Below are 14,248 nucleotides of genomic sequence, written 5' to 3'. Positions count from 1 at the left end.
TGCAAGCCGAGCCTCGTTGGACGCTCACGCCGCGCTCTGCGCAGCCGGCGACGGATGGCATCATGTTCAGGCACATCCTGGTTCCGACCGACGGTTCCGACCTGTCACGCAAGGCAATCGACGGCGCCATCGATCTCGCGCAAGCCGTCAACGCCCACGTGACCGCCTACGCGTGTCTGCCGCAATACCCGTACTCGCCGTTCTCCGACGTCGTGGTCGAACCGCCTTCGGAATTCCTGCAGCGCAGCGAGCGTGAAGCGCGCGTGCATCTGCGCGAAGTGGAGATGGCGGCGCGCCGCGTCGGCGTCACGGTCGACAGCCGGACCAGCGTGCACCCGGCGCCATATCTCGGCATCATCGAAGCAGCGGAGCAGGGCGGCTGCGATGTGATCTTCATGGCGTCGCATGGCCGTCGCGGTCTGGGCAGTCTGCTGATCGGCAGCGAAACGCAGCGGGTGCTCACGCATACAAAGATTCCGGTGATCGTGTATCGCTGAAATCGCGAGCGAAAAAAAACGCGCCGGCGGTGAGGCCGGCGCGCGCTGTGTTCGCCGCACAATTCGTTGTGCTGGCTTTCTCTCCACTGCTGCTGCGAGCTCTCCCAAGTTCCTCTGCGAGACTTCAGCTGTCGAGTGCGGTTCGATTCCCGCCCCGACAGCCTTGCTCCTCCCTGTGACGGCGGCTCTTTGACGGAGCCGTTTAGACCGTCTATCTGCCTTGTTCCAGCGATCAGACCGCGCGGTTGCTTACGCGACCTTCTTGTCGAAGAACTGTTCGTCTTCCGTCGAGCCGTGCAGCGCGGTCGTCGAAGCCTCGCGTTCGACCGTTTGCGTCACCGCGTCGAAGTAGCCGGTGCCGACTTCGCGTTGATGTTTCACCGCGGTGAAGCCCTTTTCGGCCGCGGCGAATTCAGCCTGCTGCATTTCGACGAAGGCCGTCATCTGGTTGCGGGCATAGCCGTGCGCGAGGTTGAACATCGAGTAGTTCAGCGCATGGAAGCCGGCCAGCGTGATGAACTGGAACTTGTAGCCCATCGCGCCGAGTTCGCGCTGGAACTTGGCGATGGTCGCGTCGTCCAGGTTCTTCTTCCAGTTGAACGACGGCGAGCAGTTGTACGACAGCAGCTGATCCGGGTACTCCTTGTGGATCGCGTCGGCGAATTTCTTCGCAAACTCGAGGTCCGGCTTGCCGGTTTCGCACCAGATCATGTCGGCGTACGGCGCGTAGGCGAGGCCACGCGAGATTGCCTGCTCGAGACCCGGCTTGGTGCGGTAGAAACCTTCCACCGTGCGCTCGCCCGTCAGGAAGGGCTTGTCGTTTTCGTCGATGTCCGACGTGATCAGGTCGGCGGCTTCCGCGTCGGTGCGCGCCAGCAGCACGGTCGGCGTGCCGGAGACGTCGGCGGCCAGACGCGCGGCCGTCAGCTTGGCGATGTTTTCGCGCGTCGGCACGAGCACCTTGCCGCCCATGTGACCGCACTTCTTCACCGAAGCCAGTTGATCTTCGAAGTGCACGCCCGCGGCGCCCGCTTCGATCATCGCCTTCATCAGTTCGAACGCGTTCAGCACGCCGCCGAAGCCGGCTTCCGCATCCGCCACGATCGGCTGGAAGTAGTCCACGTAGCCCTCGTCGCCCGGGTTCTTGCCTTCCGACCACTGGATCTGGTCGGCGCGCGTCAACGTGTTGTTGATGCGCTTCACGACGAGCGGCACCGAGTTCGCCGGATACAGCGACTGGTCCGGGTACATTTCACCGGCGACGTTCGCATCGCCCGCCACTTGCCAGCCCGACAGATAGATCGCCTTGAGGCCGGCCTTGACCTGCTGCATGGCCTGGTTGCCGGTCAGCGCGCCGAGCGAGTTGACGAACGGCTCGTTGTTCACGCTTTCCCAGAGCTTTTCCGCACCGCGCTTGGCGAGCGTGTGCTCGACTTGCACCGAACCGCGCAGGCGGATCACGTCTTCCGCCGTGTAAGTGCGCTTCACGCCTTTCCAGCGCGGATCGGTTTCCCATTGCTGTTGGAGTTGCTTGACTTGTTCTTGACGGGACATGGTGTGCTCCTTGGTTGCCTGTATGGATGGGTGACTCTTTTCTTCGTCGAAGCGGCCAGCCGGTTGAGGCGTTTCGTTTCGTGAAGTCTTGTATAAGAGTCTAGGCAAATCAATGATCGCGCAACAGCCGCCCGAACAGCCTTTTTGAATATTTATTTATGTTTAAAATCAATTAATTACGTTGCTTGTTTCACATTAAGAAACGATTTTTCCCATGTTGCAATAGGTCGTCTTGTGCCGTGCAGCACGATTTTTTACGACGCAAAAAAATTTTCCACATCGTGAAATTTGGGGCGCGCCGACTGAAGGGCGAAAAAAAACCGGCGCAAGAGCACCGGTTTTTTCCGACTGACGAACGGCGCGAGGCCGTTCGGGTCTTTCAAGCTGACTGCTGACAGTACTGCATAGGCGCTGCAACGGACCGAAGGCCCTGAAGCAGAGTACGCCCGTCTCAGTACTTAGCTGCCGCGACGCGCCGTACGCGGGCCGTCGCTGCGGCGTGCGCCGTAGCCGCCGTCGCGCGAGCCGCCGTAGCCTTCGCGCGAACCGCCGCCGAAGCCGCCGTCACGCGAACCGCCGCCAGCCGACTTGCCGGCCCAGCTGCTGCCATTGCCGCTGCCGCTGCGCGCACCGCCGCTACCAGCCGGCTTGCCCGAACCGCTGCCAAAGCGACGGCCACCGCCGTTGCCGCCGCCCGGACGGCCGCGGCCGCCAAAGCCAGGACGGCCGTTACCCGACGGAGCCGACTTGCGCGGCTCGAAGCCTTCGACGACATTGACCGGCAGCGGAGTACGCACGAAACGCTCGATGCGCTTCAACGCGCCTTGCTCGGCGTGATGCACGAGGCTCACCGCGATACCCGAGCGGCCAGCACGGCCGGTACGGCCGATGCGGTGCACGTAATCTTCGGCGAACTTCGGCAGGTCGTAGTTGAACACGTGCGTGATGCCCGGAATGTCGATACCGCGAGCGGCGACGTCCGTTGCCACCAGCACGCGCACACGGCGCTCGCGCAGCGCACGGATCGTGCGGTTACGCGCGCCTTGCGGCAGATCGCCGTGCAGGGCGGCCGATTCGAAACCGGCGTCGGCCAGACGGCCTGCCAGTTGGTCCGCGTCCATCTTGGTTGCCGTGAAGACGATCGCCTGGTCGAGGCCTTCGTCGCGCAGCAGATGGTCGAGCAGACGATCCTTGTGATCGCGGTCATCCACGTAATGGACGGTTTGCGCGATGTTGGTGCGCTGTTCCAGACGCTGAACGATCTCGATGCGTTCCGGATCCTTCAGCAGGCGGCCCGTCAGCGAGGTGATCTTGCCGTCGAGCGTGGCCGAGAACAGCATGGTTTGACGCGTAGCCGGCGTAGCGGCGACGATCGTCTCGATGTCTTCGATGAAGCCCATGTCGAGCATGCGGTCGGCTTCGTCGAGCACGAGGATCTGCAGTTGCGACAGATCGATGCGGCCGCGTTCCAGGTGGTCGATCAAACGGCCCGGCGTGGCGACCAGGATTTCCGGGTTCTTGGCCAGCAGCATCAGCTGTTGACCATAAGCGACGCCGCCCAGAATGCTGACGGTGCGCAGACGCTTGAGGTGCTTGCCGTACGTGGCAGCGGCGGTAGTGACCTGCATGGCGAGTTCGCGGGTCGGCGTCAGAACCAGCATGGTCGGACGGGCAACCGGTTGCGGACGACGCGTGCGGGCACCGTCAGCCGGACGCGGTTCACGCGGCTGGCTGGCTTGTGCTTTTTGCAGCTGCGAGAAACGCTCGATGGCGGGCAGCATGAACGCGGCGGTCTTGCCCGAACCGGTCGGGCTCGAGACCATCAGATCGCGGCCGGCGATGCCAGCCGGGATTGCGCGTTGCTGAACCGGAGTCGGGTTTTGATAGCCAGCGGCGGTCAGCGCGGAGACGACATCCGCGGAGAGACCGAGCGACGCGAACGACGGGCCGGTGGGCGCTGCGGCTTCCGCGGCGACGGCTTCCGGAGCGGCAGCAACGGCTGCGGCTTGTACGGGTGCGTCGGCGAGACCGAGGGCTTGATCGGCGATGGCGTTCAACGGGCTGCTGGGGGTATTGCTCGAAGTCATGAGAATCCTTGGTAAATCCTTGGTACACACGGAATTAAAACGTCGGCGCCAATCGGCATACCCAAGTCGTCGGATTCAGCGAGCAAAGAAGCAGCGAGCAAATCGAAAAACGGGGGCAGCTCGCGACAATGAAGGCGAGCTTTTCGTTAGAAGCTGTATCGGATGCGACATGCCAACACGGCGTGCCGCCAGCCTGGGACATGATCGCCCGTAGGGGGCTAGGCAGGAGGGGACAGGTTCTAAACTGGATTGGAGCTAAACGCTACGAGGCGCTGCGCCGCAAAGGCCGCTAGAAGAAAGCCGGGCAAAGCAGTGAAGCGCAGGCAGCATTGTATAGCCTTTTGTTGCACTGCGCCACTATTAGGAGTTTTCCTGGCGGAAAAAATTGTGCCGGGCGCAGCCCGGGCGGCTCGATGGACGGCTGTATCGGTCGGCCATCGCAGCGCCGCCGTGGCTCAGGCCGCTTCTCAGTAGCCTGGTGCCAGGCGGGAGCGGCCGACTGCAGCCGGCCGCCGTCGATCTGGGAGTCAGGCCGACGCGCCGCTCTTGAGCGATTCGACCAGTTCAACGTATTGCTGCTTCGCGGCGTCCTGCGCGGTGCCTTTGAGCGCGGCCCACGCGTCGTACTTGTACTTGCCGACGATATCCGTGAAGCCGGGTTTGTCGCCCTGAACATCGCCGCGAGTGGCCTGCTTGTAGAGCGCGTAGAGGCGCAGCAGCGTGAGATTGCCCGGACGCTCCGGCAACTGCTGGACGTCTTCATGGGCTTGGGTGAACTGGGTGTCGATGTCGGTCATTGTCGTTGTGCCCGCCGGGCGGGATCGGGATTGAACTCGGCCGACGATCATAACAACTGGATGCCGCCGCGGGGGCCGAGGGCTTATTCCAAACACCGGACGGCGATCTGGCGCAAGACGGACGGTCTCGGGCGCGAGGCGGATTGCTTGGGCGCAAACCGTACCGCGTGCAGACGCAAGCCATATGCCCCTCGCGTGCAGCAAACCGCTTTCGCGCGACGCAACTCACGTGACGCACGGCAAACCGCTTCGCTCGACCCAAGCCACTTTTGACTCAAGGCAAACCATCTTGGCGCATGCCGCGCCACCTGGCGCGGGACAACCCATTTTCGCGTGACCCAAACCGCCTTGGCTCCAGGCAAACCCACCTCGGCGCATTGCCTATCGAGTTGGCGCGGGACAACCGCCTCGGAGCATGGCAATCCAGTTGGCGCGGGACAATCCACCTTCGCGCGACCCAAACCGCCCTCGCTCAAGGCAAACCATTCCGGCGCGACCAAACCATCCTTGGCGCATGCCAAACCACATTTGCGCGCGCCGTGCCGATTACAATACGGTCCATGACTCAAACTGTGCTCCTCGCCCTCGATACCTCGACCGAATTCTGCTCGGTAGCGCTTCTGTCCGCCGCCGGCAACGCTTCCGGCGCGACACCTGAAGAGGCACGCGCCGAACCGCGTCTGTGGGTGCGCCACGAGCAGACCGGCGCGGTTTCCAGCACGCGCCTGCTCCCCGCCATCCGCGAACTTTTCGACGAAGCCGGCCTGTCACTGGCGGACTGCGACGCCATCGCGTTCGGTTCCGGCCCGGGCTCGTTCACCGGGTTGCGCACCGCGACCGGCGTCGCCCAAGGCCTCGCGTTCGGCCTGAATCTGCCGGTCGTGCCGGTCAGTACGCTGCTTGCCTGTGCCGAGAGCGCCCGTCTACGCGATCCGTCGGCGACGCGCGTGCTCGCCGCGCTCGACGCCCGCATGGACGAAATCTATTGGGCCGACTACGCCTGGGACGACGCGCAAGGTGAATGGCGCACGCTGCAGGCGGCTTCGCTCGATGCGCCGGACCGGCTCGTTTTGCCCGACGTCCCGTTCACGCTGGCAGGCAATGCCGCCGCTGCCTTCGGTGCGCGGCTGCCGGCGCTCGCCGCGGCGCGCAGCGTCGATAGCGAAGCGTTGCCGCACGCCGTGCCGCTCGCGCACGCCGCGCTGCGCGCGTTGCGCGCGGGCCGCACGGTGCCCGCCGATCAGGCCGCGCCGGAATATGTGCGCGACAAGGTTGCCCAGACCACCGCCGAGCGGGTCGCCGACAAAGCCGAAAAAGCGGAGAAAGCCGCCAGGGCCGAACAGGCTGCCCGACTCGCGCATGACGCAGCGCAAGGCGAGGGCCGGCAATGAGTGGCGTGCTGCTCGCGGACCGCTATATGTCGCCGATGACTGAAGGCGATCTGGATGAAGTCGCCGCCATCGAAAAAATCGCTTATGAGTTTCCATGGAGCCGGGGCAATTTCGGCGACTCGCTGCGCAACGGCTACTTCGGCGTCTGTCTGCGCCATGTCACGGGCACGCTGATCGGCTATTGCGTGCTGATGCCGGTCGTCGACGAAATGCATCTGCTCAATCTATGCGTGACGCCCGCGGCGCAAGGCGCCGGCGCCGGGCTCGCGCTGCTGCGCGAAGCCGTACGCATTACCCGCGCTGAAAAACTCGAGGGGCTGTTGCTGGAAGTGCGGCCGTCGAATCATCGGGCGATCCGGCTTTATGAGCGCTTCGGCTTTGCTTCGATCGGCCGGCGCAAAAACTATTATCCGGCGCGGCATCGCAGCCGGGAGGACGCCATCGTGATGCGTTTCTCGTTTGCCACGGAGGGCGCAGATGGCGCTGCATGAATCGGTTCTGGAAGAGTTCGGACTCACACCGCTGTGGGTGCGTCGTGGGATGGCAGCGGCGCCGGAGCCGGTTGCTGGACAACCGCAAGCGCAAGCCGCAGCCGAGGTCGGGCAGGGTGCGGGTGCGCATCGTGATGAGGCGCGTGGCGTGGCATCAGCGATGCCGCCGGCTGCTCGCGCGCAGGAAACCTCGCAGCCCGCGATGCGCGCGGCCGGCGTTCAACAAGCCAACGCCGCGCCGGCGCCGGGCGAACGCGGCACGTCTGGCCGTCAGGATCAGGCATCGCCCGTAGCCGGCGCACGCGACCGGTTCGCTGATCGCCAGTTGGCGGCAGAGAGGCGCTCAGACGAGTCGCCGCGTTCCGAGCTGAACGGTGAACAGGCTGAAGGTCAAAGGCAGCCTTCACAAGGCCCAACGCGCGTCCCAACGCAAGGCCCAGCGCAACCACCGACGCAAGCCCGGATGCAAGCCTCGGTCGAGGCAAACGAGCCGCAGACACCGCAGTCATCGCGTCCCCAGCAACCCCGCAGCCCCGAGCCGCCGACATTCGACGCGCCACCCAGCGACGATTTCGCATGGTTCGACGATCTGCCGACTCAAGCACCCGCAGACGCACGCCTCGAAGCCCCCGCACCGCCGGCAATCCACACGCTCGACTGGGACGCACTGAGCGAGCGCGTCGCCGCCTGCCAGCTTTGCCGTCTGTGCGAGAAGCGCACGAACACCGTATTCGGCGTCGGCGATCGCGGCGCCGACTGGATGCTGATCGGCGAAGCGCCGGGCGAGAATGAGGATCGTCTGGGCGAGCCGTTCGTCGGCCAGGCCGGCAAGCTGCTGGACAACATGCTGCGTTCGCTGACGCTCGCGCGCGACACCAACGTCTATATCGCCAACGTGATCAAATGCCGGCCGCCCGGCAACCGCAATCCCGAACCGGACGAAGTCGCGCGTTGCGAGCCATATCTGCAACGTCAGGTCGCGCTGGTCAAGCCGAAGCTGATCGTCGCGCTCGGCCGCTTCGCGGCGCAGAGTTTGCTGAAGACCGAGGCGAGCATTTCGTCGCTGCGCGGCCGCGTGCACGAATACGAAGGCGTGCCCGTGATCGTCACCTATCACCCGGCGTATCTGTTGCGCAGCCTGCCCGATAAGGCGAAGGCCTGGGCCGACCTGTGCCTCGCCCGCGACACGTGGCGGGCGGCGGGCGGTGCGCCGTCGAACGCGCCGAAGTGACGGCCGGGGAGGGTCCGGCGGCCGGTTCCGCCGCGGCGCCCGGCATCGATGCCGCGAGCCGCGCTACGCTGCTCGATACCTTGCACGACGCTGCCGTGCGCGATCTCGCGTGGCTGCTGCTGAGCGCCGATCTGTTGCGTCCGCAACCACCGGTCGGCGCGCTGGCAAATCCCTTCGACACGCCTCAGGAAGCGCGGGCGACCTGTGACTGGCTGCGCGCGCTGGACGCCGCGCCCGAAGCCCTGCATCAGGAACTCGCGGCGACGCGCATCACGCGCCTCGGCCGCTATGCTGAGCGGCTGCTCGGCTGGTTCCTGCAACAGGGTCCGGCGGCGCGGCTGGTGGCCGCAGGCGTGCCGTTACGGCGAGCGGGCGTCACGCTCGGCGAATGTGATTTTCTGGTGCGGACGCGACAGGGCGCGCGGCTGCATTGGGAGCTGGCCGTGAAGTGCTACTTGCACGCCGGCGAAGGGCGCGCGCAGTTACCCGCTCGGTTATCCGACTACGTCGGCCCGAATTTAAAAGACCGCTTCGACCTCAAGCTGGCGCATGTGCTGAATCATCAGTTGCCGTTGAGCGCGCGCGAGGAGTTTGCTTCGGTCGGCTACGCGGGTCCGTGGACGCCGCAGATGTTCATCAAAGGCTGGCTGTTTTACCGGGATGGCGAGACGCCGCTCGATCCGGTCGAGCTCGATCCGGCGCATGGCCGCGGCTGGTGGGTGACGCGCAGTGACTGGCCGGCGTTCGCGGCGGCGCATGCGCAGAAATGGCGGACATTGCCTCGGCTGGAGTGGCTAGCGCCGCGACGCCATACGTCTCTTGAAGTGCAGACCGCGGGACTCGCGTTCGTCGATGCGGAAACGCTCGCCGGGCAAACGTCGCGTCAGCATGGACCGTCGATGGTCGCCGCGTTCACCGAGGACAGCGTGGGCAACCTAGTGGAACGTTCGCGCGGCTTTATCGTGCCGGACGAGTGGCCGGAGTTGGCGCAAAGCTACGCGCAGCAGTAGCGGTGGGTGAACGGGAAAGAGGCGGGCCAGGGCCAGAGGCGATGAAAAGGCCAAGGCCAACGCGCAGGCTCGACGAACGTAGCCTGTCGGCTGAGACGCACAAAACCCTCTCCAGCATCGATAAAAGTACGCACTAGGGCCGGGCAACGCCGCGGGCCCGCTACTACGCGCAAGCGCCGCACAAACATCGGCCAAGCCCCTTGGACTAGGCGAACGCAGCCAGACCACTACTACGCCCAGCCGCGCTCACCACCACCGATAAAAATGATGCACCGGCCCCACGCCGCCGCCGACGTCCAGCCGATCGCTCGCCTGCAGCGCGCCGGTCAAATACAGCTTCGCATCGGCGACCGCGCTCGCCAGATCCCCACGCTGCGGAATCAGCGCCGCAATCGCCGACGACAGCGTGCAGCCTGTCCCATGCGTATTCTTCACCGGCACCCGCGGCCCGCCTAAACGAAGCGTGCCGCTGTCCTGCACGAGCCAGTCCGGACTATCCGTCGCGCTCAAATGGCCCCCCTTCATCAGCACCGCGCGTGCGCCGAGCGCGCGCAGCGCTTCGCCTTGCTCGACCATGCCGGCTTCATCGGTCGTGGCTTGCACGCCGAGCAACGCGGCCGCTTCCGGCAGATTGGGCGTCAGCAGATCGGCGAGCGGCAGCAATTCGTCGCGCACCGCAGCGACCGCGTCCGGCAGCAGCAACGCGTGGTTGCTCTTCGAAATCATCACCGTGTCGAGCACGATGTGCTTCGGCTTGTGCCGGCGCAGCGCGTCAGCGACCGCGCGCGCGATCGGCGCGTTCGCCAGCATGCCGATCTTCACGGCGTCGATGCGGATGTCGTCGAACACCGTGTCGAGTTGTGCGGTAATGAAGCCGGGGTCCGGCGCGTGAATCGCGGTGACGCCGCGCGTGTTCTGCGCCGTGAGCGCGGTAATCACGCTCGCGCCGTACGCGCCGAGCGCCGAGAAAGCCTTGAGGTCGGCCTGAATGCCGGCGCCGCCGCCGGAATCGGAACCGGCGATCGTCAGCACATTGGGAATCGGTTGAGTCATGGCAAAGCGAGGAAGGAGGAAGGCGCGGGCCGCGACATGAGCGCACAGCCCGCCGCGGATCAGTGCTTGACTTCGCCGATCAGCGCGACCGAGTCGAACGCGCGCTGGTTGGCCTGGTGGCGCCGCATCACGAACCACATCATCACGCAGACGAAGGTCCCGAACAGCACGATCACCGCCGTGACCGGCACATCGAGCCACACCAGCACGGCATAGAGGCACAGCATCACGAGCACGGAGAGGTTTTCGTTGAAGTTCTGCACGGCGATCGAGTGACCGGCCGACAGCAGCACGTGCCCGCGATGCTGCAGCAGCGCGTTCATCGGCACGACAAAAAAGCCCGACAGGCCGCCGACGATCATCAGGAAAATGTACGCGACGATCAGATAGCCCGGCACATGCAAGCGGCCGAAATAGATGCCCCAATGCGCGGGGAACAGGTCGCGCGTGTAGAACGCCATCAGCATCACGGCAATGCCCATCATGATGCCGACCGGCAATACCGAGAGCGACTTCTTCAGCGGCACGCGCGAGGCTGCGAAAATCGCGCCGGCCGCCACGCCCACGGCCACCACCGCCTGCAGAATGGCCGCTTCGGAGAGCGACATGTTCAGCGACACTTCGGCCCACTTCAGCACGATGAATTGCAGCGTTGCGCCCGCGCCCCAGAAGAGCGTGGTGACGGCAAGCGAAATCTGGCCGAGCTTGTCGCGCCACAGCACGAGGAAACAGTCGGCGAAATCGGTGACGAGTTTGATCGGGCCGCGTTCCTGTTTCGGATAGCGCGCGCCGGTGTCGGGAATGCGCAGATTGAACAGCGCGGCGACCACGTAGATGGCCATGATGACCAGCATCGCGGCTTCGGCGGGCGTGTTGACCGAGGGAATGTGGTGCCGCAGGATCGGCGCGGCAATGTGCGGGCTGATGAGCGCGCCGCCTAGCACAGTGCCGAGAATGATCGAGCCCACAGTGGTGCCTTCGATCCAGCCGTTCGCGGCGACCAGCCGGTCAGGCGGCAGCAGCTCGGTGAGAATGCCGTATTTGGCGGGCGAGTAGGCCGCCGCGCCGAAGCCGACGATCCCATACGCGAGCAGCGGATGCGCGCCCACCAGCATCGTGATGCAACCGAGCACCTTGATGGTGTTGGTGATGAACATCACGCGTCCTTTCGGACGGGAGTCGGCGAAGGCGCCCACGAAGGCGGCGAGAACGACGTACGACAGCACAAAGAACAGCTTGAGCAGCGGCGTCATCCAGTTCGGGGCGTGAAGATCTTTCAGCAGTGCGATAGCAGCGATCAGAAGCGCATTGTCGGCCAGCGACGAAAAAAACTGCGCGGCCATGATGGTGTAAAAACCTTTTTTCATCTGATGCGATGCTGTCCTCGCTGCGGTCTGTCCGCCCCGGCCGCTGGTTGAGCGTCCGGGCTTATGCCGTTCGTCGAAATGGGTTGTGCGCACGGCTTTATATCATGAAAATAGATGGATTCGGACTAGCAGAATCCTTGATCGCACCGCCCAGCGGGCTACGGAGCGCTGAAAACGCCCTGTAAGCCGCTGATTCGCAAGCGTCTTTACGAAAATATCCCATGCCGCGCCCGCTCTCAGCCACGATTCATACCTCCGCTCTCGCCAATAATCTCGCCGTTGCCCGGCGCTACGCGCCGAAATCGAAAATCTGGGCCGTCGTCAAGGCCAACGCCTACGGGCACGGCCTTGCACGCGTTTTTCCGGGCCTGCGCGCAACCGACGGCTTTGGGTTGCTGGACCTCGAAGAAGCCGTGAAGTTGCGTGAATTGGGCTGGGCCGGCCCGATTCTTTTGCTCGAAGGCTTCTTTCGTCCGACCGATATCGACGTGATCGACCGCTACAGCCTGACCACCGCGCTGCATTCGGACGAACAGTTGCGCATGCTCGAAATGGCGCGTCTGTCCAAACCGGTCAATATCCAGTTGAAGATGAACACCGGCATGAATCGCCTCGGTTACACGCCGGAGAAGTTCCGCGCCGCGTGGGAACGGGCGCGCGCTGCCCAAGGCGTCGGCCAGATCACGTTGATGACCCATTTCTCGGACGCCGACGGCGATCGCGGCGTGGACTATCAGGTGCAGGCGTTCGAGCGCGGCGCGCAAGGCATTGCCGGCGCGCGCAGCCTCGCCAACTCGGCGGCCACGTTGTGGCATCCGGCCACGCACTTCGACTGGGTGCGACCGGGCATCATCATGTACGGCGCGTCGCCGTCCGGCGTCACGGCGGCGATCGAAGGCACCGGCCTGCAGCCCGCCATGACGCTCGCCTCGGAACTGATCGCCGTGCAGACGCTCAGCGAAGGTCATACGGTCGGCTACGGGTCGTCGTTCAAGGCGCGCGGGTCGATGCGCATCGGCGTGGTGGCGTGCGGCTATGCGGACGGCTATCCGCGTGTCGCGCCGGAGGGCACGCCGGTGATCGTCGACGGCGTGCGCACGCGGGTCGTCGGGCGCGTCTCGATGGACATGCTCACCGTCGACCTGACGCCGGTGCCGACCGCCAACGTCGGCTCGCGCGTCGAACTGTGGGGTACCTCGCTGCCGATCGATGACGTCGCGCAGGCGTGCGGCACCATCGGCTATGAGCTGATGTGCGCCGTGGCGCCGCGCGTACCGGTGCGGGCGGAGTAAAGGCCCGCAACCGAGGCACGCAACCCGGGCGCGCGCCAGGCCCCGCAGCAAGCGTTTCAATCCAAAGAACAGCAACACAGGCAATAACGCGTGGCAAAACCCAAAACGTTGTACATCTGCAGTGAATGCGGCGGGCAATCGCCGAAATGGGCCGGCCAGTGCCCCTCGTGCAATGCGTGGAACACGCTGGTCGAGTCGGTGGCGGAAGCGCCGTCCACGCACCGTTTCCAGGCGCTCGCGAAGAGCGCGCCGGTGCGCCGTCTCGCCGATATCGAGGCATCCGATGTGCCGCGCTTTTCCACCGGGGTGAGCGAGTTCGACCGCGTGCTCGGCGGCGGTCTCGTGCCGGGCGGCGTGGTGCTGATCGGCGGCGATCCGGGCATCGGCAAATCGACGCTGCTGCTGCAATCGCTCGCGGAAATCGCTGCCGACAAACGCGCGCTTTATATCAGCGGCGAAGAGTCGGCTGCGCAAATTGCGTTGCGCGCGCAACGGCTTTCGTTGCTGGAGCCGGGTTCGAAGGCAAGCGAGCTGCAATTGCTGGCGGAAATCCAGCTCGAAAAAATCCAGGCGACGATCTCCGAGCAGCGGCCCGATGTCGCGGTGATCGACTCGATCCAAACGGTCTATTCCGACGCGCTGACTTCAGCGCCGGGTTCGGTCGCCCAGGTGCGCGAATGCGCGGCGCAACTCACGCGCATTGCCAAGCAGTCGGGCACCACCATCATCATGGTCGGCCACGTGACCAAGGAAGGCGCGCTGGCCGGGCCGCGCGTGCTCGAACACATCGTCGACACGGTGTTGTACTTCGAGGGCGACACGCATTCCTCGTATCGTCTGGTGCGCGCGATCAAGAACCGCTTCGGCGCGGTCAACGAACTCGGCGTGTTCGCCATGACCGAGCGCGGCTTGCGCGGCGTGGCCAATCCGTCGGCGCTGTTTCTGTCGCAGCACGAGCAGTCGGTGCCAGGCTCATGCGTGCTGGTGACGCAGGAGGGCACGCGGCCGCTGCTGGTCGAAGTGCAGGCCCTCGTGGACTCGGCCAACGCGCCGAATCCGCGCCGTCTTGCGGTCGGCCTGGAGCAGAACCGGCTCGCGATGCTGCTGGCGGTGCTGCACCGGCATGCCGGCATTGCGTGTTTCGATCAGGACGTGTTCCTGAACGCGGTGGGCGGCGTGAAGATCACCGAGCCCGCCGCCGACCTGGCCGTGCTGCTCGCGATTCATTCGTCCATGCGCAACAAGCCGCTGCCCAAGGGGCTGGTGGTGTTCGGGGAAGTGGGCCTCGCCGGCGAGATCCGGCCGTCGCCGCGCGGTCAGGAGCGCCTGAAGGAAGCCGCCAAGCTGGGCTTTTCGGTTGCGGTGATTCCCAAGGCCAATGCGCCGAAACAGCCGATCGAAGGCTTACAGGTCGTTGCGGTCGAGCGGATCGAACAGGCCATCGACCGGGTCCGCACGCTTGAATAGACGGGGTTCGG

General features: G+C 65.0%; 12 protein-coding genes. 7 read left to right on the top strand and 5 right to left on the bottom strand.

The window, feature by feature from the left end:
• Positions 1-62: 62 nt before the first annotated feature.
• Complete coding sequence (locus BPHYT_RS12290; RefSeq protein WP_012433480.1) at positions 63-497, top strand: universal stress protein; 435 nt, start codon at positions 63-65, stop codon at positions 495-497.
• Between the two features lie 249 nt (positions 498-746).
• Here the strand turns inward: BPHYT_RS12290 and aceA are convergent, their stop codons facing one another.
• From aceA to BPHYT_RS12275, 3 genes are all read right to left on the bottom strand, one after another.
• A complete protein-coding gene (aceA, locus tag BPHYT_RS12285) occupies positions 747-2,051 on the bottom strand; it encodes an isocitrate lyase (protein ID WP_012433479.1) in 1,305 nt (434 codons plus the stop codon).
• A 458-nt stretch (positions 2,052-2,509) separates the two neighbouring features.
• Complete coding sequence (locus tag BPHYT_RS12280) at positions 2,510-4,138, bottom strand: DEAD/DEAH box helicase (RefSeq protein WP_012433478.1); 1,629 nt, start codon at positions 4,136-4,138, stop codon at positions 2,510-2,512.
• Positions 4,139-4,665: 527 nt separating this feature from the next.
• Positions 4,666-4,935, bottom strand: a complete 270-nt coding sequence (locus tag BPHYT_RS12275) for an acyl-CoA-binding protein (protein ID WP_012433477.1) — start codon at positions 4,933-4,935, stop codon at positions 4,666-4,668.
• A gap of 560 nt (positions 4,936-5,495) precedes the next feature.
• Between BPHYT_RS12275 and tsaB the strand changes: the two genes are divergently transcribed.
• The 4 genes from tsaB to BPHYT_RS12255 are packed head-to-tail and all read left to right on the top strand — an operon-like array spanning position 5,496 to position 9,058.
• Complete coding sequence (gene tsaB, locus BPHYT_RS12270) at positions 5,496-6,326, top strand: tRNA (adenosine(37)-N6)-threonylcarbamoyltransferase complex dimerization subunit type 1 TsaB (RefSeq protein ID WP_012433476.1); 831 nt, start codon at positions 5,496-5,498, stop codon at positions 6,324-6,326.
• Positions 6,323-6,817 (top strand): ribosomal protein S18-alanine N-acetyltransferase, encoded by a 495-nt coding sequence (gene rimI, locus BPHYT_RS12265; RefSeq protein WP_012433475.1) that lies wholly within the window; start codon positions 6,323-6,325, stop codon positions 6,815-6,817. Before tsaB ends, rimI begins: the two co-directional genes overlap by 4 nt.
• The gene (locus tag BPHYT_RS12260) at positions 6,804-8,048 is read left to right on the top strand and encodes a uracil-DNA glycosylase (RefSeq protein WP_012433474.1); all 1,245 of its coding nucleotides are present in this window, start codon (positions 6,804-6,806) and stop codon (positions 8,046-8,048) included. The genes rimI and BPHYT_RS12260 overlap by 14 nt, the downstream gene beginning before the upstream one ends.
• Positions 8,045-9,058, top strand: a complete 1,014-nt coding sequence (locus BPHYT_RS12255) for a DUF1853 family protein (protein WP_012433473.1) — start codon at positions 8,045-8,047, stop codon at positions 9,056-9,058. The genes BPHYT_RS12260 and BPHYT_RS12255 overlap by 4 nt, the downstream gene beginning before the upstream one ends.
• Positions 9,059-9,304: 246 nt before the next feature.
• Here the strand turns inward: BPHYT_RS12255 and thiD are convergent, their stop codons facing one another.
• Complete coding sequence (gene thiD / locus BPHYT_RS12250; protein WP_012433472.1) at positions 9,305-10,111, bottom strand: bifunctional hydroxymethylpyrimidine kinase/phosphomethylpyrimidine kinase; 807 nt, start codon at positions 10,109-10,111, stop codon at positions 9,305-9,307.
• Between the two features lie 59 nt (positions 10,112-10,170).
• Entirely contained in the window at positions 10,171-11,478 is a 1,308-nt protein-coding gene (lplT, locus tag BPHYT_RS12245; protein WP_012433471.1) for a lysophospholipid transporter LplT, read from the bottom strand.
• A 221-nt stretch (positions 11,479-11,699) separates the two neighbouring features.
• On the opposite strand from lplT, the gene alr reads away from it, so the two are divergent.
• Positions 11,700-12,770, top strand: a complete 1,071-nt coding sequence (gene alr / locus BPHYT_RS12240; RefSeq protein ID WP_012433470.1) for an alanine racemase — start codon at positions 11,700-11,702, stop codon at positions 12,768-12,770.
• Positions 12,771-12,860: 90 nt separating this feature from the next.
• Positions 12,861-14,237 carry a DNA repair protein RadA gene (gene radA / locus BPHYT_RS12235; RefSeq protein WP_012433469.1) on the top strand — a complete coding sequence of 459 codons (1,377 nt, stop codon included), beginning with the start codon at positions 12,861-12,863 and terminating at the stop codon, positions 14,235-14,237.
• Positions 14,238-14,248 lie beyond the last annotated feature (11 nt).

The sequence above is a fragment of the Paraburkholderia phytofirmans PsJN genome, from assembly GCF_000020125.1.
In the GTDB taxonomy this organism is placed as follows: domain Bacteria; phylum Pseudomonadota; class Gammaproteobacteria; order Burkholderiales; family Burkholderiaceae; genus Paraburkholderia; species Paraburkholderia phytofirmans.
Note: the sequence above shows the minus strand (reverse complement) of the source record. Positions and strands in the feature narration are given on the sequence as shown.